Origin of the sequence: Pseudoalteromonas tunicata, assembly GCF_002310815.1 — a bacterium.
GTDB lineage: Bacteria > Pseudomonadota > Gammaproteobacteria > Enterobacterales > Alteromonadaceae > Pseudoalteromonas > Pseudoalteromonas tunicata.
Window position 1 is genome coordinate 954,256 of sequence record NZ_CP011033.1, and the last position, 26,220, is coordinate 980,475.

The following is a 26,220-nucleotide window of genomic DNA, read 5'->3' on the forward strand; positions in this document are numbered from 1 at the left end:
CAATAATAAAACTGCTAACATCAATTTACTAATTTAATGTAGGTAACCTTATGAAAAAAATTGAACAATATTTAACAAGTTATGCCGCTTATCATCGTGATCCACGAAATTTAACGACCCACTTTTTTGGTATTCCGCTCATTGTTCTGAGTATTTTAGTGCTAATGGCGCAAACAAGTTGGCAGATTGCTGAAGTTACAATCAATTTATCGCTAATTGTTGTGCTTTTCTTGTCTGCTTTTTATCTCAGCTTAAATAGAATAATTGGCCTGATTATGCTTGTTTTGTTGCTGCCATTGTTGGTTGTTGCTGATATTTTGGCCGCTCATTACTCTTGGCTGCTAGGCGTTCCTTTATTTGTAGTTGGCTGGGTTTTACAGTTTATTGGCCATTATTATGAGGGTAAAAAACCAGCCTTTGTTGATGATATAAGTGGTTTAATTATTGGACCCTTGTTTGTAGTGGTTGAATGGTTATTTCATTTTGGTTTCTTTGCTGCTTTAAAGGCCACGATAGAAGCCGAGGTGGGCCCACTTAAACGCCATACAAACTAACTTAGTGATATTTACCCATTAACATATCAGCAAATAAACGAAAGTCGGCTAATAGACTATAAAAGGGAGCTTTAAATGTCGCAGGCCGATTTTTTTCAAATATAAAATGCCCAATCCAAGCAAAGCCATAACCGACCACAGGTACAAATAATAATATTTTTGGCTCTGACCAATACACAGTGAGTAAACTCAGCATAATCACTAAGAAAGTACCGATAAAATGTAACCATCGGCAGGTACGATTTTTATGTTCGTTGAGATAATAAGGGTAAAATGCACTAAAACATGAAAACTGTTGTGGTGTTGGCGATTGCTTCATAATTTATCCTTATATTAACTTCAGTAATATATGCCATAAGTACAACTAAAACAAAATAGTATGATCTTGTTTATTAACATCAATATTGAATAAGAGTTTTACTAACATACTGAAATAAATATAAATATCGCTGTTAATTAACTCTAGCCATTGATTTTTAAAGCTTACAAGGCCGATTTAAACGTTAATAACAAGCCTATTCCCCTCTTAATCCAACGATTTAGCATTGAAACTAGCCGCTTGTGATAGATTTATTGTTCAGTATTGAGCTTAATTAAATTGGCATAACTTGCGCTTGCATACCAAACTTGCTGTGGCGATATTGACGCTACTTAATGGGTGGATATAGATGAGTCTCGAATTATTTTTAGATAACTGGCCGAACTACCTTATTTATTTTATTGCCTACGTATCAGCACTCTCTGCTTTTGGTTGTAATTCTATCTTTTGGCTTAGACTACTCACCATTATTTCATCCTCTTGTTTTGTTATCTATTATGCAACTATTGGGACTGAACCTCTTTGGCTTGATATTACCTCAGAGTCACTTTTAGTATTAGTTAACGCTGTGATGTTGACATTACTGTGGTATCGACAAAAGTCGATTCAATTTACAGAAGAAGAAAAGGAATTATACGCGACTGTTTTTGCGCGCTTCAGTGCGTTTGAGTTTTATAAGTTAATCCATGTTGGGCATTGGCAAACATTTGAAGCGGGTGATGTATTAACTAAGCAAGGAAAAAAAGTACCCGCGTTGTATTTTATTTATAACGGAGAGGTCGATATTATTGTCGATAATTGTAAAAAATTAAGTTTACGTGATGGTTATTTTATTGGGGAACTCAGTTTTACACTCGATCAAGCTGCCAATGCTGACGTAATAGTTAACCAACCGACACGTATTTTATATTGGCCACAAGCAGAATTACAGCAACTACTAAAACGAAATCCTGCAATGAAAAATGCTTTAGAGGCAATGATCACGCAGGATTTAGCAAAAAAACTACGGCAAGATTAAACCGAACAATTTACTTATTCGGTTTTCTCTTCGTATTTTTTCACGCGTAACACTGAACCACAGAGATTCTCACCATTTAGTGATTTAATTGCTAATTTGGCTTCGCCAACTTTAGGCATGTGAGCAATAGCAAAACCTTTAGATTGTTGAGTTACAGCATCAAGCACTATGGTACATGATTGCACGGTACCAAATTGTTCAAGTTTGTTGCGAAGCTCAACTTCGGTAAGTGTTTTGGCTAAATTACGAATTAATAGTTTCATTTAAATCTTATCATTTAAGGACGTGCAGAGGCACTGACATGCCATGATATCAGTTATTGCTCGTCCACTATATTAATAATTGACTGATAGCCTTTAAATTTAGTAATCACGATCGACTCTGACGTTGCCATTGGCTAAATACACCATTCTTACTTTGTCTTTAGCGTTGAATTGCATTTTTGGATCATTATCTTGGATAACCATAAATTCACCATCGTGCTCGGTGCGGATCATCAACTCAACAAGCTGCTGCTGGTAGATGTGCTGTCGAGGTTGGCGATTTGATGATGCATTGGCGCCAATTAATGCCCCTAATATTGTTGCAGCTACCCGACCACTGCCATCGCCAAATTGATTACCAATGGCACCACCAATTAACGCACCACCAAAATGGTTCCAACCATTGCGTCTATCAGTCACTATTTCAGTTTCAGTGATTTCACGTTTAGACGTAATTTGGCCAAACAGTACTTTTTCAACCGGTACTGCTTTGTTGCGCTCATAATGGGCTTTGCTCGATGTTGAAAAAAAAGCTAAAAGTATAAGTGAAACATAAACTAAATATTTAGGCATTTGATATCACTCCAGTTGTTACCAACCAATTTTAGCTTTTTGGCGGGTTTTACGAATTTCAGTTTCGTCTGCCCATTCAATAAGGCCACTTTCTAAATCAAGTAATTTCATGGTGAATTTATAATACACATCTGCGGTATCTTTATTCGATTTTACTATGCTTGATAAATTACCGTATAACATGTACTGAGCGCCTGTTTGTTTACCAAACGCTAGAGCCTTTTTCGGATCAACCACGCCAGCTTCATTTTGAAAAGTAAGTTGATCTTTAACTGCTTCAACACGAGTCATATCAATAAATCGGAACTTGCCCGAGCGTAATAGCTGAGTCGAAATTGAGTCTGTCACTGATTCAGTATCAATATGCTCACTGGTTTTATTCTTTAAGCGTTCAACAAAAACAACAGGGCGATTATTTTGTGTCAAAGTACCCACGACAGGAGACAGTAATAAAGAGTTGGTCATTTCTGTAGCCACTTTTTGCAAATCAGTGGAGCCAAAATTAATATCGGTGGTTTCTACGGCTTGTGCGTCACCATAACTTACAACTGCGCGATTTGCACAACCCGAAACAGTCAATAAAGTACAGGTAATGGCTGAGGTGATAAATAATTTTTTCATAAGTTTTCCTGATTGGTTTAATTAAAAACGTTGTAGCTGGGTTGCAACTTCACGAATATAAAATTTAAAGCTGTTGGCTTGCGTATTCTGAGCAAGACCAAGTAATTCTTTATTTTGCCCCCCATGTAGGTCGATGGGTTGCCAATTTTGGCTGTTTGGCTCTATTTCGAACCCTTGTTGATCGAACCAGCTGATCCGGTACTGTAATTTCTGAGATTTGTGATAATCGCTTTTAATTTGCACTGCTACATTTAAATAATCATTTTGTTTACGCGTTAATATCTGGCTTATGTGTAAACGGCCTGCCAGGCGACTATTATCAACCTCAATATAGTTTTGTAAGCTAGTCTCATCTAACATTTTTTGATTTACAGAAATGGTTTTGGTACCAATGCCGGTCGTAATTGGGTTATGGACACAGCCACTTAACGCAATTGCAAATATGATTACACTGGATAATTTCACTAAGGTAAATTGTTTCATCGTGACTCCTTTATAAATAATAAATGTTGTTTTGTACCATTTGGCCGTTTGATTTAACTAACAGTAACAAGGTGGAATTTGGTTTGATTTCAATACTGACAGGATGCTGATGTCCATCAATTAACAGTGCCAAATTAGCTGTACCAATAGGTTCAATGCTACTGACTATTTGCGCATTGTTAGGCAAACTTAACCAACTGCGGGTATCAGCGCGTTCTGATGCTAAGTTATATAAAGCGGCGATTACATTTCCCACATCACCGCCTTCTTTTGCCATGGTACGTCTAACTTGTTCTTTAGCGATTAATCTACCCAATTGCCTTGTGATGAGCAGGGAAATATTATCTTTTAAATTGGCTGCGGCTTGTGCGTTGAATTTTGCTATTTCACTGCCTTGCAACATTTTATCTTTAAACTGAACTGACAGCGGGCGAGTAGGGGTAATATACTGATAAGTTGGTAGTGCAACACTGTAAAAACGCATATCACCACTTGAGGTATAAATAGGTAAACGCAGCATTAACTCATCTTTAGGCGTAATTAAATCCTGCTCATAGAGGATCACTAATCGACCATGGGTATTGGAATTGTACGATGCTTTGCCTCCGGTTTGCCTTGCACTTAAACGCTCCACTTCAGTACGCAAATAGGGATTATTTGGATAAAGCACCAATGCCGCTTTTAAATCAATCAATGCATCGTCTATTTGTCCTGCACTTTCATACATTAAAGCAGACAGTACTAGCATAAAACCATTTTGAACGCCGTTGAGTTTAGAACCTATCACATTGTCCATTTTCGGATACGCTTGATTGACACTGTGCCAGTCAACACCAAAATTTTGTTCATCAGATAAAGCGCGTGCTGATAAATCTAGATTTTGCTGTTGTAGCAACTGACTTTGTACAATATGCGCTTGTCTTATTTCAACCATAGCCGCTTCATTATTTTTATCAGACAAATAATTGATAGCTTGATATGTATGCACTAAGACTTGTTCATGCAGTGGCAAATTGTAAGCGAGCGCATTATCGTTACTCAGCAAAGCACCTATTTGTTCGCCTGATTTACTGATTTGAATTTGTGCTTTTAATTGTTCACTTTTTTGCTTTTCAATCGCCAAATTAAAATATTCTAGACTTTGTTTATAGTTTTGCGCTAACTGGGCAATTTTACCTTTTTCAACTAAATCAAGTTGATAGTTAGTATCTGAGGGCGTATTCAAATTAATTGACAGTTGTGCTGCTTCTAAATTATTTGAATTGAGAGCAATACGCGTTTGTTGATACTGATCGCTATAGGTATTAAACATGTTTGATAGACTTAAGTTGGCACAGCCACTAAGCACTAATGAAAGCAAAACAATAAAAGGGCGTTTAAACATCTTAACAATACAAAAAGACAAGTTAAGTTCATTCTAACCTATTCACTTTTTTTTACCGTCAGCAATTGTAGTTAAATTGTAAAAAAACGTAGTAGTAAAATAACGCTTATTACTTAAGCAATTCTAATGGTTAGATTGGCATACATTGTTGATTATTTCTGTGTTTTAAGCTTGTTTTGTGGTATTTTGTTGCACCAAATTTGGAGCACCCTATGATCAATAATTTAGTCCTACGTCGTTTACGCTATGCCCTTAATCTTCGTGAAGAAAGTATGCAAGCAATTTTCTTACTTGCAGATCACAAAATTAAACCTTTTTCTGTTAGCTGTTTACTCAAAAAAGAAGAAGAAGAGGGTTATATCGAATGTACTGATGTGGTACTTGAAAAGTTTCTAGATGGATTGATTATTCAAAATCGTGGTGTCAAAGAAGAAACAGCCACAGATCCAGCAACATCAGTACCAAGTACTGAGCGAGTTCGTCTTAATAATAATATTATTTTGAAAAAAATCCGTGTTGCTTTAGAGCTTCGTGAAGAAGATTTACTTGATATTATGGTAAAAGCGGATTTCCGTGTTACTAAAGCTGAATTAGGTGCATTCTTTCGTAAACGTGGTACCCGTAATTTTAAACCATGTGGTGACCAATTTATGCGAAACTTTTTAACAGGCTTGTGTTTAAAATATCGTCCGAATGATAAAAAAGCTTAGTTATTACGTTAGATAAAAAAACCGGATAGTATCCGGTTTTTTTGTATCGAAATTTAGGCAATAAAAAAGGTAGCTAAGCTACCTTTTTTATATTTAGTTTTGATTAACCTTCAAAACTTGGACGGCTACGACCTTCACCGCTAGCTTTAAAACTACGCACTGGCTTTTTATCGCCACGGTCATTATTACGCTCGTTACGACGACGAGGTTGGAACTCACGTGGTGCACGATCATTACGATCTGAACGTGGAGCACGTTCTTCACGCTGTGAATCAGCTGCAGCAGCTTGTTCAGCAGTAACCAAACTTGGTGAAATCTTATGTTTACGTATTAAAACTTGCTGTAATTTTTCAAATGCTGGTTTTGGCATGTTTTTAGGTAAATCAACATGTGTGAAACCATCAAATAAACGAATTTGACCGATATCATTTGAATCAATTTTGATTTCATTTGCAACAGCACCAACGATATCACCTGGACGCACACCATGCGTACGGCCAACGTTAAAGCGATATGTATCAAACTCACCGTTATCACGACGTGGACGCTCTGAACGTTCGCGTGGAGCTCGCTCGCTACGATCATTACGGTCAAAACGATCATTACGGTCACGACCACCGCGATCTGAACGAGCAGCAAACTCACGCTCTACCGGATCCGCCTTAGGGTGGAAAGGAAGTGCAATTTGACGATCAAATAATAATGCAGCAGCAAGCTCAAGTGGTGTCGTATTGCTTTGCTCAGCCATTTGACTAACGATTGCTTGGAAATTCGCTAAGTCGTTTACTTCCATTGCTTTTACTAAAGCAGCCTGAGTACGTTCAATACGTGCTTGACCTAGTTGCTCAGCTGTAGGCATATCAAATACTTCAATCTTACCTTCAGTAATACGCTCTAAACGGCTTAAGCTACGCACTTCACGGTGTGAAGCAAACAAAATAGCTTCGCCTTCACGACCAGCACGGCCTGTACGACCAATACGGTGAACATAAGACTCAGAATCATGCGGTAAATCGTAGTTAATAACGTGTGTAATACGTGGTACATCTAATCCACGGGCTACAACGTCAGTTGCAATTAGAATATTGATGCGACCATTTTTTAATTGCTCAACAATACGCTCGCGATCTTGTTGTTGCATGTCACCGTTTAATGCTGAAGCTTTAAAGCCCTTGCTTACTAAGTGCTCAGCAAGTACTAACGTATCGTTACGTGTACGAACGAAAACAATCATTGCATCGTAATCAACAACTTCAGCAATACGCTCTAAACCAACTGTTTTGCCTATACGGCCTACAGTCCATGATTTTTGAGTTATTTTTGGCTTATCTGATTTTTGTACCGCAATTTTTACGTGTATAGGATCAGTTAAGAATTGATTAGTAATTTTCTTAATTGGTGCTGGCATAGTTGCAGAGAAGAACGCCATTTGAGTTTGATCAGGAATTTGATTCAAGATCCACTCGATGTCTTCTAAGAAACCCATGTTTAACATTTCATCAGCTTCATCAAGAACACATGCTTTAAGATTGTCTAATTTTAAACGACCTTTTTTGATGTGATCCATCATTCGACCTGGTGTACCAACAACAATTTGTGGGCCACGGGCTAAATCACGAAGTTGTGGTGTGTATGATTGGCCACCGTAAACGGTAGCAACAAATAAACCACGGATATGTTTTGCAAAATCAGTTAGGGCTTCAGCAACTTGAATTGCTAATTCACGAGTAGGGCACACAACCAGCATTTGTGGTTGTTTTAAATCGGCGTCTAAACGTGATAACAAAGGCAGACCAAAAGCCGCAGTTTTACCAGTACCAGTTTGCGCTTCACCCAATACATCTTTACCTGCTAATAATGAAGGAATAGCTTGTGATTGGATTGGAGTTGGGGTGATATAACCCATTTCGTTTATAGCTTGAAGAACAGGCGCAAGAAGGTTTAATTGGTCAAAACGGACTTGTGTAGTATCTGTCATGTATGTCTCTTATATAAAGTGAAAATCAAAATTGATTTTCAGTATTTTTGAACGAGGTCAAAAAACCTTAAAAGACATCCCCTTGACCTTTCAACAGTCGCATTTCTCACCATGAATTTATTCAATAAAGAATAATTTCTATAAACGCGTAATCTCAGTCTTGATATTGCAACAAACTAGGTAGCTTGTGCACATGGGCTCTTTAAACCTCGGCTAATATTTTTACTGTGAACCAAGTGATTCAGCGAGTAAAACCGACCTTGGCTTAAATGTGTTTAATAAATAAACAAGCACCTGTCGGAGTAGGTGCGCACTATACAGGTTTAAATTTTTAAAGCAAGTACTATCACATTGCAAATTGATTAAATAAAGCGGTGTAGTTCATTTATAGGATTAAAGCTTACAGTAAAACATTAATAAAAGTGTAAAAACTAGATTAATATCGAAGGTGATAGAGATGTTTGGTTTGTAAGCAAATTGTTCATTTTGTATGTAAATTGAAAATGAATTTTTAATGCAATTATTTTTTAATCATTGGTTAATTTATTTAATTGACGATTAAAAATTGCTCGTTATAATCTGCGCAAAATTCGTTCATCCGTTCAAAAAAAGGTTGTTATAAATGTTAAAGTCTCTATTAGTTGTTGGTTTAGTTGCGGCATCTTCAAATGTATTAGCGCAAGCAAATACAGATAAATTTTATGCAGCAGATAGCTCTATCGATAGCCAAATTTGTTTAACTGCAGCAGAGCAAGGTTTTTCTGCAGCGCGTAAATTTGCTAATACAAATGGACTCTATATCAGCCGTTTTGATACAAATTTCTATTGTAATGGTCAACCAATCGACAAGTTTGCTGCAAAATTTGCTAAAGCAAAGTCGGTTGCTGTAGTTAATAATGCTAAAGTAGCATTTTATGCAGCTGATTCTAAAGTTGAATCTAATTTATGTGTTAAAGCATTACACGAAGGGATCAATAGTTTAAAAACAAATCGCCAGTTGAAGTCATTACAGTGTAATGGTGTTAAGATTGAACAATTCATTAAGCGTAACAGCGACAAAGTTGCAATCTAATTGCTATTTGTTTGAGATGAAAAAACCGACTTTCGTCGGTTTTTTTATGCACTAATACGTTGTAAGGAAGCAAAATAAAACCCATCGAATCCACTTTGAGCAGGGCTGATAGTTGTTTCATTTATTAATTTATAATTTGGATTAGCTTTTAAAAAAGCACTCACCTGCAGTTCATTCTCGCTAGGCAAAATAGAGCAGGTTGCATAAACCATGATTCCGTCTACCTTTAGCATTTTACTATAACGGGTTAATATATCTTGCTGAAGATGACGCAAAGTAGGTAATGACTCACTCATATCAGAGTGCCATTTTGCATCGGGATTACGTTTTAACACCCCAAGACCACTACAAGGTACATCAAGTAATAAACGATCGGCACTTTCTTTTAGACGTTTAATTGTTTTACTTGACGTAATTAAACGGGTTTCAATATTGTCAGCGCCAGCCCGTTTAGCCCGTTGCTTTAAAGCTGCTAATTTATGTTCTTCGATATCCATAGCAAGTAAGCGACCTTTACCTTTCATGTAAGCTGCCAGGCCTAAGGTTTTACCACCTGCACCAGAACATGCATCAATCACTCGCATACCTGGTTTTACATCTAGAGCTTCAATAATAAGCTGCGACCCCACATCTTGTTGCTCAAATAATCCATTTTTAAAGGCTAAACTTTTGAATAATGAACTGTTTGAGGTGATTTCAAGCGCGGTTACACAATCGCTTATTAAGCGCGTTGTAATGTGTTCTTTTTCTAACGTTTTTTGTAATTCAACTGTGTTTGTTTTTAATAGATTTGCTCTAATAAAACGTTTTGCTGCAAGAGCGAGTGCGCTGCGTTCTTGTGGCCATGAATCGGCAAGTTCATTTTCACCTAATGTATTGAGCCAAGCAGGGCAGCCATCCATAAGAGATTGATTATGTTTTGCCGTATCTATTAGTTGTTCAACATTATCAATTTCTTGTTGTGTTAACTCGATAAAACTTGGGATAGTCTGTTGCTCTATCTTTGACCAAGCATAGAAGAGTACAGCTGGATTTGAAGTAATATGCGTAATGGTATTGCCAGTAATGAAACTATAGAGGTTTAATTTGCGTACCATATCACCTGTGATCTGGGTGATAACAGCATGATCTTGACTGGCATAATCAAAATTAAAAAAATGCTGAGCATAGGCCTTATCTAATGGGCATTGCGCTTGGGCTACATTATTTAAGATAGTGAGCACTGCTTCATAAACTCGGGGTGTAACAATTAGTTGTGACATAGGCTTTACCATTTTTTAAAATCGCCGAGATGATAGGAGTTCTGGCGCTTTTAGGCAAATTAATAATGCATTATTTTTAAAATATTTATAATAACATTGAAGCAGTAATCTTATTTATATCTATTTACAATAAAAAAATACGCATTAATAATTTAATTAAAAAAATACCTAATACAACTAAGTACTTTACAATTTATGTTTTACCGCGTGCTTAATTAAGTACAAATACAAACCTAACAGCCAATAATTAAGATTATGTTAAATTGTATGTGTTTATCTTTTATCATCACATGAGTTAAGATTAATAAAAATTAACTCACCTTATTTTGCTTGTTTATTAAGCGATTAACGGTGAAATAATTTAAGTCCAATACTAGACAGTATCGGACTTAAGTTTATAATAACAAAAAATAAGAAAATGATTTTACTTTATGCTTGTTGCCTTAGTTGATACTTTAAAACAATTACGTTATCAAATTGCTCATTTAGAAGATGATACGCTTGCTACTGAATATCCTGAATTAAATCAATTCATCAAAACCATATTCTTAGATGTTCCACAAGTTAAAACCGATCTGAAATTTCTTTACTTATTTCTATATGTTTATGGCCGCAAATCTGAAGCAACTTATAGTCGTTTTAGAAATGAAATAGAACGTTTCTATTTATGGTCTTGGTGTATTCAGCATAAATCAATTTTTGATCTAAGACGTGATGACATTGAAGCCTATGTTGAATTTGTTATGGAACCTTTAGGCTCTTGGTCAAGTGATTCTGTGCAATGGCGTTATAAAGATAAAGAAGGACAGAGAATATTTAACAAAAATTGGCGCCCTTTTATGGTAAAAAAAAGCGCTATTAGTCAGCAAACAATCTCGTCTATGTTTACCGCGCTTAATGTTTTTTATAAATTTGCAATTTTAGAAGAAAAAACGTTCGCTAATTATGTGCCTGTAGTTAAAAAAAATAGCCCTTTTTTGATTGTTCAATCTCAAATAAATCAACCAGATACTCTTAGTGATATTCAATGGGAGTATGTTTTTGGCGTGACAAAAGACGTATGCGCTACAGAGCCTGATTTTGAGCGTAATCTATTTACCTTGGCATGTTTAAAAGGTTTATATTTACGAATATCTGAATTGTCTGAACGTCCACAATGGTCACCTGTTATGTCTCATTTTTGGCAAGATAATGATGGCTTTTGGTTTTTACGTGTTATGGGAAAAGGCAATAAGTTACGTGATGTGACTTTATCCGATGATTTTACTCATTATCTTAAACGTTACCGTATATATCGAGGCCTTCCTAGTTTACCAACTGCTGATGAGCCCTTCCCGATTATTCATAAAATTCGAGGCCAAGGGGGTATGGAAGTGAGGCAAATTCGGCGCTTAGTAAAACAAAGTTTTGATCTTGCAGAGCATTCTTTAAGAAAAGATGGATTTATTGATGATGCGGAGCAACTTAGTTGTGCAACTGCACATTGGCTCAGACATACAGGTGCAACACATGATGCCCAAACGCGACCTTTAAAGCATTTATCAGAGGATTTAGGTCATGCAAAACTTGCTACAACGGACCAAATTTATATTCAAACAAATGTAAAAGACCGCGCTAAGTCAGGCATTAATAGGAAAATTTAACATGGAATATCAGGTTTTATTTTTTGTTGCCTGCTCAGCCTTTATTTATTCTGTTGCTGTTAGGCAGTTTGCTCATGCAGAGATCACCGGGCCGATGTTCTTTGTTTTTGTTGGACTCGCTATCCATTATTTTGTTTTCGAAACATCTGTTGATTTAAGTAACGTGCAGCCGATATTTCAAATTTTTGTTGAATTGACTTTGGCATCCGTTATTTTTATTGATGCATCAAATTCAAACTTAAAAACATTACGAACTAATTGGCTCATACCCACATTATTATTGCTTGTTGCCCTACCCTTAACATTTTTACTCGCTGCGGTTATTGCCCAATTTATTTTTCCAAGTTTACCAATTATGTATGCTGCATTAATCGCGATAATAGTAACACCTACAGATGCGGCTTTATGCAAAGGCTTTATTGTGAATAAATTTGTTCCTGAGAAATTGCGAGAAGGAATTAATTTTGAAAGTGGGCTTAATGATGGTTTATGTGTGCCGATTTTTTTACTGATTATGTTAATGATTAACCAACCGCAGGAATCTAAAAATATTGGTCTAGTCTTGCATTTATTTTTGCATCAAATTGGAATTGCTGTCAGCCTTGCAACCGTATCGATGTTCATAACGTTAAAAATAATTTCTTACTGTGAACAACGACACTTATTTGCTAAAACTACCAGTCCATTCCTAATGACGTCTTTAGCAATTTGTATTTATGCACTGACTCAATATTTTGGCGGTAGTGGATTTATTGCCGCATTTGTGGCTGGACTATTTTTTGATTGGTTTTATAAAGGCAATGTAAAACAAAAATTATTATCTGACTCTGAGCAATTATCAGATTTTATGTCGTCATTAATTTGGTGTGTGTTTGGCTTTTTAGCCGGTATTTTATTATTCACTCATTTGAATTTTAAAATCATTTTCTTCAGTGTGTTAGCTTTAACATTAGTTCGCATGTTACCTGTTTTTATTGTGCTAAATGTTACTGCGCTAAGTATTAAAGATCGAATTATTTTAGCGTGGTTTGGACCAAGAGGAATGGCATCTATAGTATTTACTTTAATGGTCTACCAAAGTGACATTCCATACAAAAATGAAATTGTTGAAGTGAGTTTCAGTGTCATTCTTTTGAGTGTGTTGTTACATGGTATTTCAACACGGCCATTAATCAATCTGTTTAAAAAGGCTTAGCTTTTAACTAAGCCTTTTTATTAAATTATAAGATGTTTGCTAAAAACTCGATCGGATGTTTTGGTTTTTGTTTTTCAAAACGTTTCACTTGGCTTCGACAAGAAAAACCAGTTGCTAAAATTGTTTCAATTGGCGCTGCATCTATTTCTGGTTTCCAGCTCATTTGATATAACTTTTTAGAGTTTTCTTGATTTTGAACTTCATGACCATAAGTCCCCGCCATACCACAGCAACCAGTTGCCGGCGTTTTTAATTGATAACCAAGTTGTTGAAAAATATTTTTCCATACATTAACTGATTGAGGCAGCGCAGTGGTTTCAGTGCAGTGACTTAATAAAGTTAATGGCAGTTCAACTTTATTATTTAGTTGAGGAAATTCTTGATCAGCTAACCATTCATGAGCAAGTAATACTGAAAAATCTCCCCGCTCATTTTTCAAAATTGATTTATACTCATCGCGGTAACACATGACTAGTGATGCATCGAGTCCAACAAGTGGGATACCTAATTTAGTTATTTGATTTAAAAACTCAGCACTATTTTTAGCTGTACTTTGAAATTCATTTAGAAATCCTTTTACATGTTGAGCCTTACCATTTGGTTTAAATGGTAAAACAAAAACGCGTTTGTTTAATTTTTCAATTAGTTGCACAAAACTAGTTACTAATTCTGCTTCATAAAAACTGGTAAAAGGGTCTTGAACAATCAAAACCGTATTTTGTTTTTCTTGCTCTGATAATTTTGAAACAAAATCAAAATCAAATTTGTGATTTTGATTTTGATTTAATTGCTGGGCTAAAGTAGGTTGGCTTAAAATTGGAGTATCGACATACCCAACCGTCTTTTTAATTAAAGATTGTATCGCACTGTTTTTCAAAAATGGATTAATTAGCCATGCTGCTTTTGACATCAGAGGCGCAGTCATTTCTATATTGCTGACAATGTAATCTTTGAATGGGCGGTTATAAATACTGTGATAATAATTTAAAAATCGAGACCGAAAAGTGGGAACATCAACTTTGATTGGGCATGCAGTTGTGCATGCTTTACAAGCTAAACATTCATCCATAGATTGTTTTACTTCATGATTAAAATCATAGAGTTGTTTGGCTTTATTTTTATCATTTTCACGGCGAGTCAACCAGCTCGTTTTTTTACCTGCGATAAGTTGATTTTCAACTGCTAAGACATCAATGTTTTGTTCGTTTTGTAAACGTAACCATTCTCGCATCAAACTTGCGCGACCTTTTGGTGAATATCTACGATCTCCCGTTACTTTGTAGGATGGACACATAGGTGATGCTTCATCATAATTAAAGCACAAACCATTGCCATTACAGTTCATCGCATTTTCAAAACTTGTTTTAACTACTGTTGGAATCTCACGGTCGAACCATGCCCTTTTCTGTCCATTAACACTGACGAGTTGATCCTTTGAATCAAGAGGCGTACAAATTTTGCCAGGATTAAAACGATTCGTTGGATCGAACACCGTTTTTATTTTCCGAAGTTGTAAAAATAAGTCTTCACCAAAAAATTCTGGGCCGTATTCGCTTCGGTAACCCTTACCATGCTCGCCCCACATCAGGCCACCATATTTAGCCGTCAGTTTTACAACTTGATCTGAAACAGTTCGCAATAATTTTTCTTGAATGGGATCACACATGTCTAAGGCGGGTCGTACATGTAAAACACCAGCATCAACATGGCCAAACATACCATAGTGTAAATTATGGCTGTCGAGCAACGATCTAAATTCCACGATAAAATCAGCGAGGTTTTCAGGGGGTACGGCTGTATCTTCAGCAAACGCGAGCGGTTTTTGTTGACCTTTAGTATTGCCCAATAGACCAACCGATTTTTTTCGCATGGTATAAATTTTAAGTATATCAGCTTTATTAGTAAGGACTTGGTAACCTATAATCCCTTCTTGTTGTTGGTTAATCTTTTCATCTAACTGCAGACATAAAGATTTAACTTTTTCATCCATCTCAGTTTGTTGTTCAGCATTAAACTCAACCATATTGAGGCCAAGCATGGTTTTGTTTGGCACATCTTTTATTAAGTCCGATACTGAATGCCAAACGATATCTTCACGTGCAAGATTTAAAACTTTACTATCAACAGTTTCAACTGAAGTTGCGTTTGCTGCTACTAAAAATGGTGAGTTTCTTAAGGCGGAATCAAAGCTGTCATACTTTATATTGATCAGCGTTTTATAAGTAGCAATGGGTGTAATATTTAATTTTGCTTCAGTAACAATTCCCAATGAACCTTCAGAACCAGTAATGATTCTTGATAAATCAAATTTAGTTAAGTCTTCATTAAAGATGTGTTCGAGGTCATACCCAGTTAAAAACCGGTTTAGTCGCGGGAATTTAGATAAAATCGATTCTCTTTTCTCAAGGCCAATGTTAAGTACAGTTTTATAAATCAGCCCTTCTAAGTCATGTTTTTCTGCTATCTTTTTTGCAGTTTCAATAGCTATTTGTGAGGTAAGAATCTCAACACCGGAAATTAATGATGTTGTTAAACTTAAAACATGATCACTGGTTTTACCGTAAACTAAAGAACCTTGGCCAGATGCATCCGTATTTATCATGCCACCTATTGTTGCTCGGTTACTCGTTGATAAGTCAGGTGCAAAGAAAAAGCCAAAAGGTTTTAGGTAATCGTTTAATTGATCTTTTATTACACCAGCCTCTACACGTACCCACTTTTCTTCAACATTAATTTCTATAATTTCACGCATGTAGCGAGATAAATCAACTACGATACCGGGGGTCAACGATTGGCCATTTGTGCCAGTCCCTCCGCCTCTAGGTCCAAAAGTCAAACTTGAAAATTTATCTTGGCTCGCGACCTTGAGTGCTAAATTAATATCATCTTTATTTTTTGGGAAAATAACGGCTTGAGGAAGTTCTTGGTAAATACTGTTATCTGTCGATGAGATTAAGCGGGTGCTATAGCTAATATCACAATCACCAGAAAATCCATTGTTGGTTAAGTATTCGATATAATTATTGATTAAATCAGGTACGGTTTTTTGTTGATCGATTATTGCTATCATGACGGCGAATTATAGTGACTGCTTGATTGGCATTATAACACGTGATTTTACTTTGAAAATTAAGCCATTGATGTTTTGTAACATCATTTAATACTTTGTAATTTATAACTGGTTATACTTAAGCGACTAAGGAGTGAATAATTATGAAAAAAACTTTTTTTACATTTTTTGCGATTTTGTTTTTTGTGCTTGGGGCTATTTTCTTTATTGTGCCTGGACCTTCTTTAATTTTTATAATGTTAGGTTTATTTTTGTTATCTTTTTACTATCCAAAAGCGCGTTATTATCTAAAACGTTGTCAATCCCTACTGCAAAAATCGTGCTATGCAATTGATAAAGCACTCAAAAAATAAAAGGGAGCAAAGCTCCCTTTTTATCAATCTTTGATTAAAAAAATGATTAGTGCTTAAGTTGTTTAGCTAGGTATAACCAAGTTTCTAAAACAGTATCAGGATTTAATGATACTGAATCAATACCTTGTTCAACTAACCATGCCGCAAAATCTGCGTGATCAGATGGACCTTGGCCACAAATACCTACATATTTGCCTTTTGCTTTAGCACTTTGAATAGCCATTGAAAGTAATTTTTTTATGGCTGGATTACGTTCATCAAATAAATGGGCGATTAAACCTGAATCTCGATCTAAGCCTAAGGTTAATTGGGTTAAATCGTTAGAACCGATTGAAAAACCATCGAAATATTCTAAAAACTCGTCTGCCAATAATGCATTTGATGGTAACTCACACATCATGATCACTTTTAAACCATTTTCGCCACGTTTTAGACCATGTTCTTCGAGTAACTCGATAACACGTTTACCTTCTTCCAATGTGCGAACAAATGGGATCATAATTTCAACATTTTGCATGTCCATCTGGTTACGTACACGTTTAATTGCTTCGCATTCAAGTGCAAAACATTCGCGGAAATCATCCGAAATATAACGTGCAGCACCGCGAAAACCGATCATAGGGTTTTCTTCTTCTGGCTCGTATTGACGACCACCGACTAAATTTGCATATTCGTTAGATTTGAAATCAGACATACGGACAATAACGCGCTCTGGTGCAAAGGCGCAACCAAGAGTCGCAATACCTTCAACTAATTTAGCGATGTAAAATTCAACTGGTGATTCATAACCTGCAATCATGTCATTGATTTCAGCTTTAATAGCATCAGGTTGTTTATCAAAATTAATAAGTGCTTTTGGATGAACACCAATCATGCGATTAATAATGAATTCTAAGCGAGCCAAACCGACGCCAGCATGCGGTAAACGAGCGAAATCAAACGCGCGCTCTGGGTTTCCGACATTCATCATTATTTTCATAGGTAATTTAGGCATTTCATCAACACGAGATGTGATCACTTCGTGTTTAAGCTGGCCTTCATAAATGAAACCTGTATCACCTTCTGCGCAAGAAACTGTGACAAGTTGACCATTTTTGATTAAATCAGTTGCATTACCACAACCAACTACCGCTGGGATCCCAAGTTCACGAGCAATGATAGCGGCATGACATGTACGACCGCCACGATTTGTAACGATAGCTGCGGCACGTTTCATGATTGGTTCCCAATCAGGATCAGTCATATCTGTAACAAGAACATCACCGACTTGTACTTTATCCATTTCACTAATTGAATTAAGTACTCGTACCACACCCGAACCAATTTTGTGACCAATTGCACGGCCTTCAACGATTACATTTGATGTTTCGTTAAGTTGATAACGTTCCATCACATTAGTATCTTCGTTAGAGCGAACCGTTTCAGGTCTAGCTTGTACGATATATAATTTACCGTCGTTACCATCTTTGGCCCATTCTATATCCATTGGACGGCCATAATGTTTTTCGATAATGACAGCTTGTTTTGCAAGTTCCATTACTTCGGCATCAGTTATTGAGAACTTGTTGCTTCTTGCAGCTTCAATATTAACGATTTCAACTTGTTTGCCATGGCTTAAATCAGTTGAGTAAATCATTTCAATTGCTTTTGAACCAATGTTTCTACGAACAACTGCAGGTACATTTTTGGCTAAAGTTGGTTTATGAACATAAAATTCATCTGGATTAACAGCACCCTGCACCACCATTTCGCCTAAGCCATAGCTAGAGGTGATAAATACAACATCCTCAAAACCAGATTCAGTATCAATACTGAACATTACGCCTGAGGCTGCTTTATCAGAACGAACCATGCGTTGAATACCCGCAGATAAAGCAACACCGCGGTGGTCATAACCTTGATGCACGCGATACGAAATAGCTCTGTCATTAAATAATGAGGCAAATACATGCTTGATAGCTATCATAACAGCATCTAAGCCACGGACATTTAAGAAGGTTTCTTGCTGTCCAGCGAACGAAGCATCTGGCATGTCTTCTGCTGTTGCCGATGAGCGAACTGCAAAAGAAACATCAGCGTGTGAATCACCATGTAACTGATTATAAGCTTGTTCAATTGCTTGATTTAATTGAGGTTGAAACGGTGTGTCGATGATCCATTGACGAATATTTGAACCCACTTGTGCGAGCTTATTAACATCGTCTACATCTAATTGGTCTAATACATCATAGATCCGGGCATTTAAACCAGATTGCTCTAAAAAGTCATTAAATGCTACCGATGTTGTAGCAAAACCACCAGGGACTTGGACACCTGCGTTTGCTAAGTTAGAAATCATTTCACCTAGAGATGCATTTTTACCTCCTACGCGAGGAACATCATGCATGCCTAAATCTTGATACCAGAGAATGTATTCTTGAGAGAGTGTAGTACTATTTGAAATCATTTAATATTTCACTATATAGTTAAAGGGTTAAAATAATTTACATTCTTGTATAACTATTTTAATCAATCCCTAGATTTGAACGGGGTTAATACAGCTTTAGCACTTCTAAGTTACAGAACAACAATATGTAACTTTAGTAAAGTTTAAATAAACCTTCCATAAAGCGCACCCTAATTCTACACTGTGCTGCATACATACGTAAACACACGTATTAAATTTAACTCATTGTTATTTAATATCCATGCGGCTTTTTTGCATGTTTAAGGAGAACTCGTGCGTACTGCTTTTTATATTTCTGATGGTACTGCAATAACAGCAGAAGTTTTTGGCCATGCTACTCTTTCTTTATTTCCGGTTGATTTTAAACATATTACCATCCCTTTTGTTGAGACAATCGAAAAAGCACTTGAAGTGAAAGCGCAAATAAATGCGTGCTGCCGTGGTGCTGGTGAAAAACCATTGGTTTTTTTTACCTTCGTAAATCCAGAATTGTCCGATATCATAAATACCTCCGACGCAAAATGTTATGATTTTTTAAATACGATTAGCGGTCAAGTGCAAGCTGAATTAAATGTATCACCGGTTCCTCGAACTCACCGTACTCATAGCATTCACGAAAAAAATTACGATTTTAGAATTGACGCAGTTAACTATGCATTAGCAAATGATGATGGGGCAAACTTAAAAGATTATGCTGAAGCTGACATCATTTTAATTGGTGTGAGTCGATGTGGTAAAACCCCAACAAGTTTATACCTTGCGTTGCAATATGGCATTAAAGCAGCCAATTATCCTTTTACCGAAGATGATATGGATGAACTGAAATTACCACGAGCTCTAGTCCCCTATCGCAAAAAGCTCTTTGGATTAACGATTGATCCTGAACGCTTAGCGGCGATACGACATGAGCGGATGGCCAATTCTCGGTATGCTTCGCTTCGTCAGTGCAGGATTGAAATTAGAGAAGTTGAAATGTTGTATAAAAATCACAAAATCCCTTACTTAAGTTCAACCCATTATTCTGTTGAAGAAATATCAGCTAAAATTATTGCTGAGACAGGTTTAGAACGTCGAAAATATTAATAAAAAAGGCACTTTTAAAGTGCCTTCTTAACTAGCGATTATTTCTTGCGTCTTTGAGTAAATCTGCGACTAAGAATCCAAGTTCAAGTACCTGATCGGCATTTAACCTTGGGTCACATTGCGTACGATAACGCTGTGCTAAATCATGCTCCGACAAGCCATAGGCTCCACCTGTGCATTCTGTGACATGCTGTCCTGTCATTTCAAGATGAATACCACCAGGGTACGATCCTTCGGATTTATGAACTGCAAAGAACTGGCTTATTTCACGTAAGATATTGTTAAAACTACGCGTTTTGTAACCATTATTCGCTTTTTCTGTATTACCGTGCATTGGATCTGAGCTCCACACAACCTTGCGGCCTTCTTCTTGTACTTTTCTTACAAGAGCTGGCAATTTTTCAGGTAATACATCGGCACCCATACGAGTGATTAAAGTTAAGCGACCTGGAATATTGTTAGGGTTCAAAGCGTCGATAAGCTTTATAAGTTCATCAGGCTTCATACCTGGACCAATTTTTACGCCAATTGGATTTTGAATTCCTTTAAAGAATTCAATGTGCGCATGATCAAGTTGACGCGTACGTTCACCAATCCAAACAAAGTGCGCTGAACAATCATACCAATCACCAGATAAATGGTCTCGTCGTGTTAATGCTTCTTCGTAACCAAGTAGTAGAGCTTCATGTGAAGTATATAAATCAGTTTCTTTAATGCATGGTGCATTGGTTGAGTTAATGCCGCATACTTCCATAAACTCAAGAGAATCTTGAATACGGTCTGCTAAACGTTGATACTTTTCTTTCAGTGGATTTGCAGCCACAAAACTCATATTCCAGCGACTAACCTGATGTAAATCAGCCAAGCCACCTTGAGCAAATGCACGTAAAAGATTTAGAGTTGCTGCACTATGATGATATGCCGTCATTAAACGTTGAGGATCTGGAATACGAGCCTCAGGCGTAAAGTCAAAGTTATTAACTATATCGCCACGATAAGAAGGTAGGCTAATACCATCGATAGTTTCGTAGTCTGTAGAGCGAGGCTTAGCATATTGCCCAGCCATCCTTGCAATTTTAACTACTGGGCATTTACCGCCATAAGTTAAAACTACAGCCATTTGCATGATTGTTTTAAAAGTGTCACGTATATTGGCAGCGTTAAAATCAGAAAAAGATTCTGCGCAATCACCACCTTGCAATAAAAATGACTTTCCTTCACAAACGGCGGCAAGTTGTTTGTATAAACTACGCGTTTCTTCTGCGAACACTAAAGGAGGTGCACTATTTAGCTGTTTTTCGATTTCTGTTAATTTGGCAGCATCAGGGTATTCTGGCTGCTGTACAATTGGTTTTTGTCTCCAACTGTTGGGGTTCCAGTTTTCCACGTTATTTTTCCTCATTCCTATAACCTAGGCCTTGAATTTACAGGTCTTGCGGTAAAATTCAAGGTAAAAAACACCTTAAATACCATTTATTTGTTTAAAGCCCTGATTTTCTATAATTATTGCTTCTTGAGGTATACCAAAAACAGTCATTAATTCAGTAGCACTAATATCTGTCGCGTGTTGATAGAGCGCATGAAGCCGGCCTTTATTTAAAAGTATGCAAGCTTGTTTTGAACGTAAAGCAAAATTAATCTCATGATGACTGATTAAAATACAACAAAAACTTTGTATTGTTGTAAGAAATTTGTTTAACCAAAACCTATGTTTTATATCTAATCCTGTGTATGGTTCATCAAGTAAAATAATATACTTTTTATCAGAACTTAGGTTGATGAATACTCGTGCTAATTGTGCTCTTTGGACTTCTCCACCTGATAGCTGATTGACCGAGCGCTGCATTAGATTTTCTAAATCGAGTCCTTCGATTATTTCTTTATTAAGTGTTAGATCTAAGTTTAAAGTCGGATGTGCAATACCGAGCATTTCAAGTACGGTTAATGAAAAGTGCATATGTTGTTTTTGCATTAAATATCGTCGGATATCAACCAATTGTTGAAAGTTAAATGGTGTAATTGGAATGTCTAACAAGGTTATTGCTTGATTAGTTGTTGTTGAAATACCACTTACTAAATCCAATAGTGTAGATTTTCCAGCACCATTGGGGCCTATAAGATGATGGATTCCCGAATTAAGGTGTAACTGCTGGATTTGAACACTAAAATCATCACTTGTTTTTTTCACTAAATTAGTAATTTTAAGCATTACAACCCTTGATCTTTAAAGTGTCGATATAGTACGAATAAGAACAAAGGCCCGCCTATGCTTGTTGTTACTAAACTCAATGGTAATTGTAAGGGTGTCATTGTACGGGATATCCATTCAACAAAAACCATACACAAAGCGCCGTTGATTATCAGGTTTGGCAGTAGTGTATTATTATTATGGCCAACTAAAAACCGTGTAGCATGTGGAATTAATAATCCTACAAAAGTTAAAATCCCGCCTAATGTTACCGCTGCTGCTGTTAATATACTTGCTGTAATAAGCATTTTTCTTCTCAAATCAATGACATTTACACCATAGAGTTGTGCATTTTTTTCACCAAGATATAAAAAGTTAAGCTGCTTCGTTTTTGAAAGTACATAAGCTATTAGAGGAATTACCAAGGCTGAAATAATAAGTAACTGTTGATATGTTACATGCTCAAAACTTCCTAACATCCATAAACTAAATCCTCTTAATTGATCATTATTAGTGTAATAGATTAACCAGCTAGTGATAGCTGATGTGATGGTAGTCAGGCAAATTCCGGTTAATATTAATGATGCACTTGAATGGCTACCTATTCTTTTGGCTAAAGTAAATACAATATAAATAGCAATACATGCACCCACAATACCGAAGCCAACAATGGAGAACACATCATACCTTATTGCGTAATATGAATATATCGCAGCGCCTGAAACTATAAACAAAGAACAAAAGCCACTCACGCCTAATAGGCTAGGTTCGGCTAATGAGTTTGATAGCATCACTTGGTACAAATGCCCTGCAATAGACAAAGATAAACCTACGACAATAGCCGTAATTATTTTTGGTAATCTTAGTTCTAAAGCGACAATTTTATCTATATGAGATAAATTAAAGATATTCAAACTTTCACTTTGCATGCCGCCGTAAGTTAATGATATCAATGAAGCTATAGCTAAAAATAAGATATTGATTATAACTTTCCTACTAACCAATTAAATTCTCCTTTAAAGAATCCACTATTGTATCAATAAAAATAGCAAAGGTAAGTTAGAATTAAAGAACACATCATACTTACCAATATATTAAATTAATCTGATGAACAGAGTTAAATTTAAAAATTTAATTTACAAACAAAAGGCTTAAGTGTGATAATTAAGCTTCTTTTTGTATGATGTGTTCTTATGAGTATTAAATTATCTATTCGTAGTCAGTTTGATTTTATTCTTGAATTAACAAACTATTTGATTGAAGAAATTCAGCAACTTTCTATTAGCCATGCAAGTTATTTTCAATTACCTCCGGTTTTAGCTCAAGATGAAAATGAATCTCGAAACTACATTCCGGTTATGGTATTTTCTGACGAGAATGCTATACCTTTTATACAAAAAGCTTATTTAGATGTGTTTAAAAATCACGATATCAGCGGCCGTGTCCTAACACGTCATCCTGGGATTTTAGCGGTAAATACTGATAATCCCGATGCATTGATAGAACGCATTAATCAAATTAATAAAGCCAAAGTTGATTTTAAAAATTTAATATTAGGTTTAGGTAATAACGACGCCCGCTTTAATGCTGTGCATGAAGCAATACCTAATGTCATTACTTTAGCTGTCTATCGACAAATTCACTATGAGAAAAACTCCCCTTATTCCATCCGTTTTACATGGATGCATAAACATTCTGTAAAAACTTTCTCCAAACAACAAGCGCTTGAACTATTAAATAATTCAGAACATTTTGGTTGTATTAATAAAATAAACGAAGATGCATGGCGGGCTTTAGTTAATCAAGAACAACTTAGGGTTGCTGCTTTACCTGACAAACAACTACTTCGAATTAGAAGACCGACTCCTGTAAGTCCGCAGGTAAATATCCGCTTTAGTGCGACTAATCGTTATCATGTTAGTGCCGCATTGCCTTTTATTGTAATCAATCCAGACCCTGAACTTAAACTCGGCACCTTACCCGATTACAACAAACCTTTACAGCACCCTAGAAAACTTGAAAAAGATTTTTTAGTAGAAAGGCTATACTTGGAGACTGTAAATCGCTAATAAAAAAGGGCTTAATTATGTTAAATTAAGCCCTTTCTATATTTTGTTGGATTATAAGTTTACTTTGATACTATTTCTTCGAGTTGATCACCATCAATCGTTAAAGCTTCTTCAACAATTCGTTTACCACTTTGAATTTCTAATCTTTTATTTTGTTTATTCAAAGTAAGAATTTCTTCACAAAATTGTTCTGATGGGTGCATCTCATAAGTGTAATCAACAATATTTCCAGTTTTATCATCTTTCACATTTACAATCGTATAATCTGAAATAACGGATTTATTAATTAAATCTTTCATTGTAGTCGTCATATCACGTCGTAATGCTTTTAATTTATTTTCAGTAATGACATCATTAGCATAAATAGAACCGTATTTTTCCATAATTGATAACAATCTAAAATGGTGCGTTTTACCAGGTGCAGCATAACGCCATAAATGATAAAGCCTTAACATCATCCAGCGACTTAAACCACGCTTTAGTTCTTGAGCACGATTAAAGTAGTAACCTTTATAATCTAAATTATCAATCATGTTATGGACAAATGCATTTAGGCATGCAACACACTTTACATTTCCACCCTGCCCTTTTTTTCCACTAAAATGTAATGAAGATAAAAAGTTCATATTTGACTCATAAAATGAGTCATCAACATTGGTATTCTTTGTATCTATAGCTGTGTATTTAAAAGAAAGTTTTGATCCTTGTAACGCTTCAAGTGACTCTTTTATTTGCGGAAAAGGCATTGATTGACCAACACCTTTTAATTCTTGCGCTAATTCATTCATCGAAAAAACAACGGCATATTGAATACCAGACTTAAAATTGATTTTCACAATTTTACCTTTTGATGCAAGTCTGATTAGAGCACGTTCTACTTTTTCTTCTCTATCTGAAGGCCAAACAAGATATTCCCTTTCTTCGCCTTCTTCACGAGAACTTACTACCGCAGGTGTGATCTTAATTTCTCCGTTGTATTGAATTCCATCAATTTTTTCAGAAATTCTTCGCGTCACTATTGTTCTTTTTGGGGCTTCTTCAACCGGCAACTTTTTGTGACCAGAACGAACAAAGCGACCCCATAAATCATAATGATTAAAGGTATTTGAATAAGCTCTTAATGCATGACTTGAGTTTTCAACAGGAACTCGAACATCTTTGTTATCGGTAAAAAGGGCTAAACTCTCATTATCATTAGCACTTTCGACTCCATGTATTTGGCCTCTCAGTGTATCTGGTAGGTTTTCAACAGAAATCTTTACCTTGCTCGACATTGTTTTTTCCGTATAGTTTTAGCTGACGTTGTATAACAACACATAATTCAAAAAAAGTTAATTACTTATGTTAGTAAAAAATTGATCCGTCATCAAATATCTCTAGCAGATCATTTTTTTACTAACGTATATTTTCTATGTAGTAAAAAAACAGCTTTTGAGATCATATTTTAACTAACCAAGCGTTTTGAGATCACCTTTTTACTAACTAAATCGCTCTTTTTGCCAAAAAAAATGTAATTTAAAGGTTTTAATCGGTACAAATCTCTAAAAAGCGCTTCTTACTTAGTATAAAAGCGATCCAAAAATCTATTTTTAACTCCAGGCAACCTGCATTTGTGTATAAGTACATAAATGCTTAGTAAAGATCTGATCTAAAGTAAGTTAAGATCAGATCTTTAGTAACTTAAATACATATAAAACGGCAATAACGAATCTTAATGTTACATCTGAGTTAGTAATGGCATGATCTAACCGTATTTTTCTGTACATAACTATGTTAATTAACTGTGCTTATTCTGTTGATAAAAATACAAGTAGATATAATCGTGATCTGCAAGTACTAATAAATCAGATCTTAACCAAGTAAAATAGTGATCTGTTATTTTTTAAAAACGTCATATATATTAATAAGTTAAGTTACATTTTACTCTCTCTATACT

General features: G+C 35.8%; 23 protein-coding genes. 9 read left to right on the top strand and 14 right to left on the bottom strand.

Features of this window, described 5'->3' with window-relative positions:
• Positions 1-50 precede the first annotated feature (50 nt).
• Positions 51-554: an Mpo1 family 2-hydroxy fatty acid dioxygenase gene (locus tag PTUN_RS21580; protein WP_009836564.1), complete on the top strand. Its 504-nt coding sequence runs from the start codon at positions 51-53 to the stop codon at positions 552-554.
• A 1-nt stretch (position 555) separates the two neighbouring features.
• On the opposite strand, the gene PTUN_RS21585 is transcribed toward PTUN_RS21580, so the two are convergent.
• Positions 556-873: an Mpo1-like protein gene (locus PTUN_RS21585; RefSeq protein ID WP_009836563.1), complete on the bottom strand. Its 318-nt coding sequence runs from the start codon at positions 871-873 to the stop codon at positions 556-558.
• Positions 874-1,222: 349 nt separating this feature from the next.
• Between PTUN_RS21585 and PTUN_RS21590 the strand changes: the two genes are divergently transcribed.
• Complete coding sequence (locus PTUN_RS21590) at positions 1,223-1,891, top strand: Crp/Fnr family transcriptional regulator (protein ID WP_009836562.1); 669 nt, start codon at positions 1,223-1,225, stop codon at positions 1,889-1,891.
• 14 nt (positions 1,892-1,905) lie between these two features.
• Here the strand turns inward: PTUN_RS21590 and PTUN_RS21595 are convergent, their stop codons facing one another.
• From PTUN_RS21595 to PTUN_RS21615, 5 genes are all read right to left on the bottom strand, one after another.
• On the bottom strand, positions 1,906-2,154 hold the full coding sequence (locus tag PTUN_RS21595) for an RNA recognition motif domain-containing protein (RefSeq protein WP_009836561.1): 249 nt from the start codon (positions 2,152-2,154) through the stop codon (positions 1,906-1,908).
• A 99-nt stretch (positions 2,155-2,253) separates the two neighbouring features.
• Positions 2,254-2,727 carry an outer membrane lipoprotein gene (locus tag PTUN_RS21600; RefSeq protein WP_009836560.1) on the bottom strand — a complete coding sequence of 158 codons (474 nt, stop codon included), beginning with the start codon at positions 2,725-2,727 and terminating at the stop codon, positions 2,254-2,256.
• 18 nt (positions 2,728-2,745) lie between these two features.
• Entirely contained in the window at positions 2,746-3,348 is a 603-nt protein-coding gene (gene lpoB / locus PTUN_RS21605; protein WP_009836559.1) for a penicillin-binding protein activator LpoB, read from the bottom strand.
• 21 nt (positions 3,349-3,369) lie between these two features.
• Entirely contained in the window at positions 3,370-3,831 is a 462-nt protein-coding gene (locus tag PTUN_RS21610; RefSeq protein WP_009836558.1) for a YcfL family putative periplasmic lipoprotein, read from the bottom strand.
• 10 nt (positions 3,832-3,841) lie between these two features.
• Positions 3,842-5,215 carry a COG3014 family protein gene (locus PTUN_RS21615; RefSeq protein WP_009836557.1) on the bottom strand — a complete coding sequence of 458 codons (1,374 nt, stop codon included), beginning with the start codon at positions 5,213-5,215 and terminating at the stop codon, positions 3,842-3,844.
• Positions 5,216-5,427: 212 nt separating this feature from the next.
• On the opposite strand from PTUN_RS21615, the gene PTUN_RS21620 reads away from it, so the two are divergent.
• Positions 5,428-5,925: a YehS family protein gene (locus tag PTUN_RS21620; protein WP_009836556.1), complete on the top strand. Its 498-nt coding sequence runs from the start codon at positions 5,428-5,430 to the stop codon at positions 5,923-5,925.
• 103 nt (positions 5,926-6,028) lie between these two features.
• Here PTUN_RS21620 and PTUN_RS21625 read toward each other — a convergent pair whose 3' ends face one another.
• Positions 6,029-7,903 carry a DEAD/DEAH box helicase gene (locus tag PTUN_RS21625; protein WP_009836555.1) on the bottom strand — a complete coding sequence of 625 codons (1,875 nt, stop codon included), beginning with the start codon at positions 7,901-7,903 and terminating at the stop codon, positions 6,029-6,031.
• Between the two features lie 622 nt (positions 7,904-8,525).
• On the opposite strand from PTUN_RS21625, the gene PTUN_RS21630 reads away from it, so the two are divergent.
• On the top strand, positions 8,526-8,975 hold the full coding sequence (locus tag PTUN_RS21630) for a hypothetical protein (protein WP_009836554.1): 450 nt from the start codon (positions 8,526-8,528) through the stop codon (positions 8,973-8,975).
• 44 nt (positions 8,976-9,019) lie between these two features.
• Here the strand turns inward: PTUN_RS21630 and PTUN_RS21635 are convergent, their stop codons facing one another.
• Complete coding sequence (locus tag PTUN_RS21635; protein ID WP_040643425.1) at positions 9,020-10,237, bottom strand: RsmB/NOP family class I SAM-dependent RNA methyltransferase; 1,218 nt, start codon at positions 10,235-10,237, stop codon at positions 9,020-9,022.
• A gap of 431 nt (positions 10,238-10,668) precedes the next feature.
• Between PTUN_RS21635 and PTUN_RS21640 the strand changes: the two genes are divergently transcribed.
• Both PTUN_RS21640 and PTUN_RS21645 read left to right on the top strand, forming a co-directional pair.
• Positions 10,669-11,880, top strand: coding sequence for a tyrosine-type recombinase/integrase (locus PTUN_RS21640; protein WP_009836552.1), 1,212 nt, complete (start codon positions 10,669-10,671; stop codon positions 11,878-11,880).
• Between the two features lies 1 nt (position 11,881).
• On the top strand, positions 11,882-13,075 hold the full coding sequence (locus PTUN_RS21645; protein WP_009836551.1) for a cation:proton antiporter: 1,194 nt from the start codon (positions 11,882-11,884) through the stop codon (positions 13,073-13,075).
• Positions 13,076-13,100: 25 nt separating this feature from the next.
• On the opposite strand, the gene ydiJ is transcribed toward PTUN_RS21645, so the two are convergent.
• Positions 13,101-16,145: a D-2-hydroxyglutarate dehydrogenase YdiJ gene (gene ydiJ, locus PTUN_RS21650; RefSeq protein ID WP_009836550.1), complete on the bottom strand. Its 3,045-nt coding sequence runs from the start codon at positions 16,143-16,145 to the stop codon at positions 13,101-13,103.
• Positions 16,146-16,288: 143 nt separating this feature from the next.
• On the opposite strand from ydiJ, the gene PTUN_RS21655 reads away from it, so the two are divergent.
• Positions 16,289-16,498, top strand: a complete 210-nt coding sequence (locus PTUN_RS21655; RefSeq protein ID WP_009836549.1) for a PGPGW domain-containing protein — start codon at positions 16,289-16,291, stop codon at positions 16,496-16,498.
• A 46-nt stretch (positions 16,499-16,544) separates the two neighbouring features.
• On the opposite strand, the gene ppsA is transcribed toward PTUN_RS21655, so the two are convergent.
• Positions 16,545-18,944: a phosphoenolpyruvate synthase gene (gene ppsA / locus PTUN_RS21660; protein ID WP_009836548.1), complete on the bottom strand. Its 2,400-nt coding sequence runs from the start codon at positions 18,942-18,944 to the stop codon at positions 16,545-16,547.
• Between the two features lie 273 nt (positions 18,945-19,217).
• On the opposite strand from ppsA, the gene ppsR reads away from it, so the two are divergent.
• Positions 19,218-20,027 carry a posphoenolpyruvate synthetase regulatory kinase/phosphorylase PpsR gene (gene ppsR, locus PTUN_RS21665; RefSeq protein WP_009836547.1) on the top strand — a complete coding sequence of 270 codons (810 nt, stop codon included), beginning with the start codon at positions 19,218-19,220 and terminating at the stop codon, positions 20,025-20,027.
• 31 nt (positions 20,028-20,058) lie between these two features.
• Here the strand turns inward: ppsR and PTUN_RS21670 are convergent, their stop codons facing one another.
• The 3 genes from PTUN_RS21670 to PTUN_RS21680 all read right to left on the bottom strand — a co-directional run bounded on the left by PTUN_RS21670 (position 20,059) and on the right by PTUN_RS21680 (position 23,219).
• Positions 20,059-21,414, bottom strand: coding sequence for a class II 3-deoxy-7-phosphoheptulonate synthase (locus PTUN_RS21670; RefSeq protein WP_009836546.1), 1,356 nt, complete (start codon positions 21,412-21,414; stop codon positions 20,059-20,061).
• Positions 21,415-21,489: 75 nt separating this feature from the next.
• Positions 21,490-22,236, bottom strand: coding sequence for an ATP-binding cassette domain-containing protein (locus PTUN_RS21675; RefSeq protein ID WP_009836545.1), 747 nt, complete (start codon positions 22,234-22,236; stop codon positions 21,490-21,492).
• Positions 22,236-23,219 carry a FecCD family ABC transporter permease gene (locus tag PTUN_RS21680; protein WP_119081703.1) on the bottom strand — a complete coding sequence of 328 codons (984 nt, stop codon included), beginning with the start codon at positions 23,217-23,219 and terminating at the stop codon, positions 22,236-22,238. The genes PTUN_RS21675 and PTUN_RS21680 overlap by 1 nt, the downstream gene beginning before the upstream one ends.
• 189 nt (positions 23,220-23,408) lie before the next feature.
• Here PTUN_RS21680 and PTUN_RS21685 point away from each other — a divergent pair, with 189 nt between their 5' ends.
• Positions 23,409-24,284, top strand: coding sequence for a DNA replication terminus site-binding protein (locus tag PTUN_RS21685; protein ID WP_009836543.1), 876 nt, complete (start codon positions 23,409-23,411; stop codon positions 24,282-24,284).
• A 59-nt stretch (positions 24,285-24,343) separates the two neighbouring features.
• On the opposite strand, the gene PTUN_RS21690 is transcribed toward PTUN_RS21685, so the two are convergent.
• Positions 24,344-25,558 carry a hypothetical protein gene (locus PTUN_RS21690; RefSeq protein WP_009836542.1) on the bottom strand — a complete coding sequence of 405 codons (1,215 nt, stop codon included), beginning with the start codon at positions 25,556-25,558 and terminating at the stop codon, positions 24,344-24,346.
• Positions 25,559-26,220 lie beyond the last annotated feature (662 nt).

Excerpts from the sequence above, each read along its gene's own strand:
- PTUN_RS21580 (WP_009836564.1), top strand. The coding sequence starts at position 51 with ATGAAAAAAATTGAACAATATTTAACAAGTTATGCCGCTTATCATCGT.
- PTUN_RS21585 (WP_009836563.1), bottom strand. The coding sequence starts at position 873 with ATGAAGCAATCGCCAACACCACAACAGTTTTCATGTTTTAGTGCATTT.
- PTUN_RS21590 (WP_009836562.1), top strand. The coding sequence starts at position 1,223 with ATGAGTCTCGAATTATTTTTAGATAACTGGCCGAACTACCTTATTTAT.
- PTUN_RS21595 (WP_009836561.1), bottom strand. The coding sequence starts at position 2,154 with ATGAAACTATTAATTCGTAATTTAGCCAAAACACTTACCGAAGTTGAG.
- PTUN_RS21600 (WP_009836560.1), bottom strand. The coding sequence starts at position 2,727 with ATGCCTAAATATTTAGTTTATGTTTCACTTATACTTTTAGCTTTTTTT.
- lpoB (WP_009836559.1), bottom strand. The coding sequence starts at position 3,348 with ATGAAAAAATTATTTATCACCTCAGCCATTACCTGTACTTTATTGACT.
- PTUN_RS21610 (WP_009836558.1), bottom strand. The coding sequence starts at position 3,831 with ATGAAACAATTTACCTTAGTGAAATTATCCAGTGTAATCATATTTGCA.
- PTUN_RS21615 (WP_009836557.1), bottom strand. The coding sequence starts at position 5,215 with ATGTTTAAACGCCCTTTTATTGTTTTGCTTTCATTAGTGCTTAGTGGC.
- PTUN_RS21620 (WP_009836556.1), top strand. The coding sequence starts at position 5,428 with ATGATCAATAATTTAGTCCTACGTCGTTTACGCTATGCCCTTAATCTT.
- PTUN_RS21625 (WP_009836555.1), bottom strand. The coding sequence starts at position 7,903 with ATGACAGATACTACACAAGTCCGTTTTGACCAATTAAACCTTCTTGCG.
- PTUN_RS21630 (WP_009836554.1), top strand. The coding sequence starts at position 8,526 with ATGTTAAAGTCTCTATTAGTTGTTGGTTTAGTTGCGGCATCTTCAAAT.
- PTUN_RS21635 (WP_040643425.1), bottom strand. The coding sequence starts at position 10,237 with ATGTCACAACTAATTGTTACACCCCGAGTTTATGAAGCAGTGCTCACT.
- PTUN_RS21640 (WP_009836552.1), top strand. The coding sequence starts at position 10,669 with ATGCTTGTTGCCTTAGTTGATACTTTAAAACAATTACGTTATCAAATT.
- PTUN_RS21645 (WP_009836551.1), top strand. The coding sequence starts at position 11,882 with ATGGAATATCAGGTTTTATTTTTTGTTGCCTGCTCAGCCTTTATTTAT.
- ydiJ (WP_009836550.1), bottom strand. The coding sequence starts at position 16,145 with ATGATAGCAATAATCGATCAACAAAAAACCGTACCTGATTTAATCAAT.
- PTUN_RS21655 (WP_009836549.1), top strand. The coding sequence starts at position 16,289 with ATGAAAAAAACTTTTTTTACATTTTTTGCGATTTTGTTTTTTGTGCTT.
- ppsA (WP_009836548.1), bottom strand. The coding sequence starts at position 18,944 with ATGATTTCAAATAGTACTACACTCTCTCAAGAATACATTCTCTGGTAT.
- PTUN_RS21675 (WP_009836545.1), bottom strand. The coding sequence starts at position 22,236 with ATGCTTAAAATTACTAATTTAGTGAAAAAAACAAGTGATGATTTTAGT.
- PTUN_RS21685 (WP_009836543.1), top strand. The coding sequence starts at position 23,409 with ATGAGTATTAAATTATCTATTCGTAGTCAGTTTGATTTTATTCTTGAA.
- PTUN_RS21690 (WP_009836542.1), bottom strand. The coding sequence starts at position 25,558 with ATGTCGAGCAAGGTAAAGATTTCTGTTGAAAACCTACCAGATACACTG.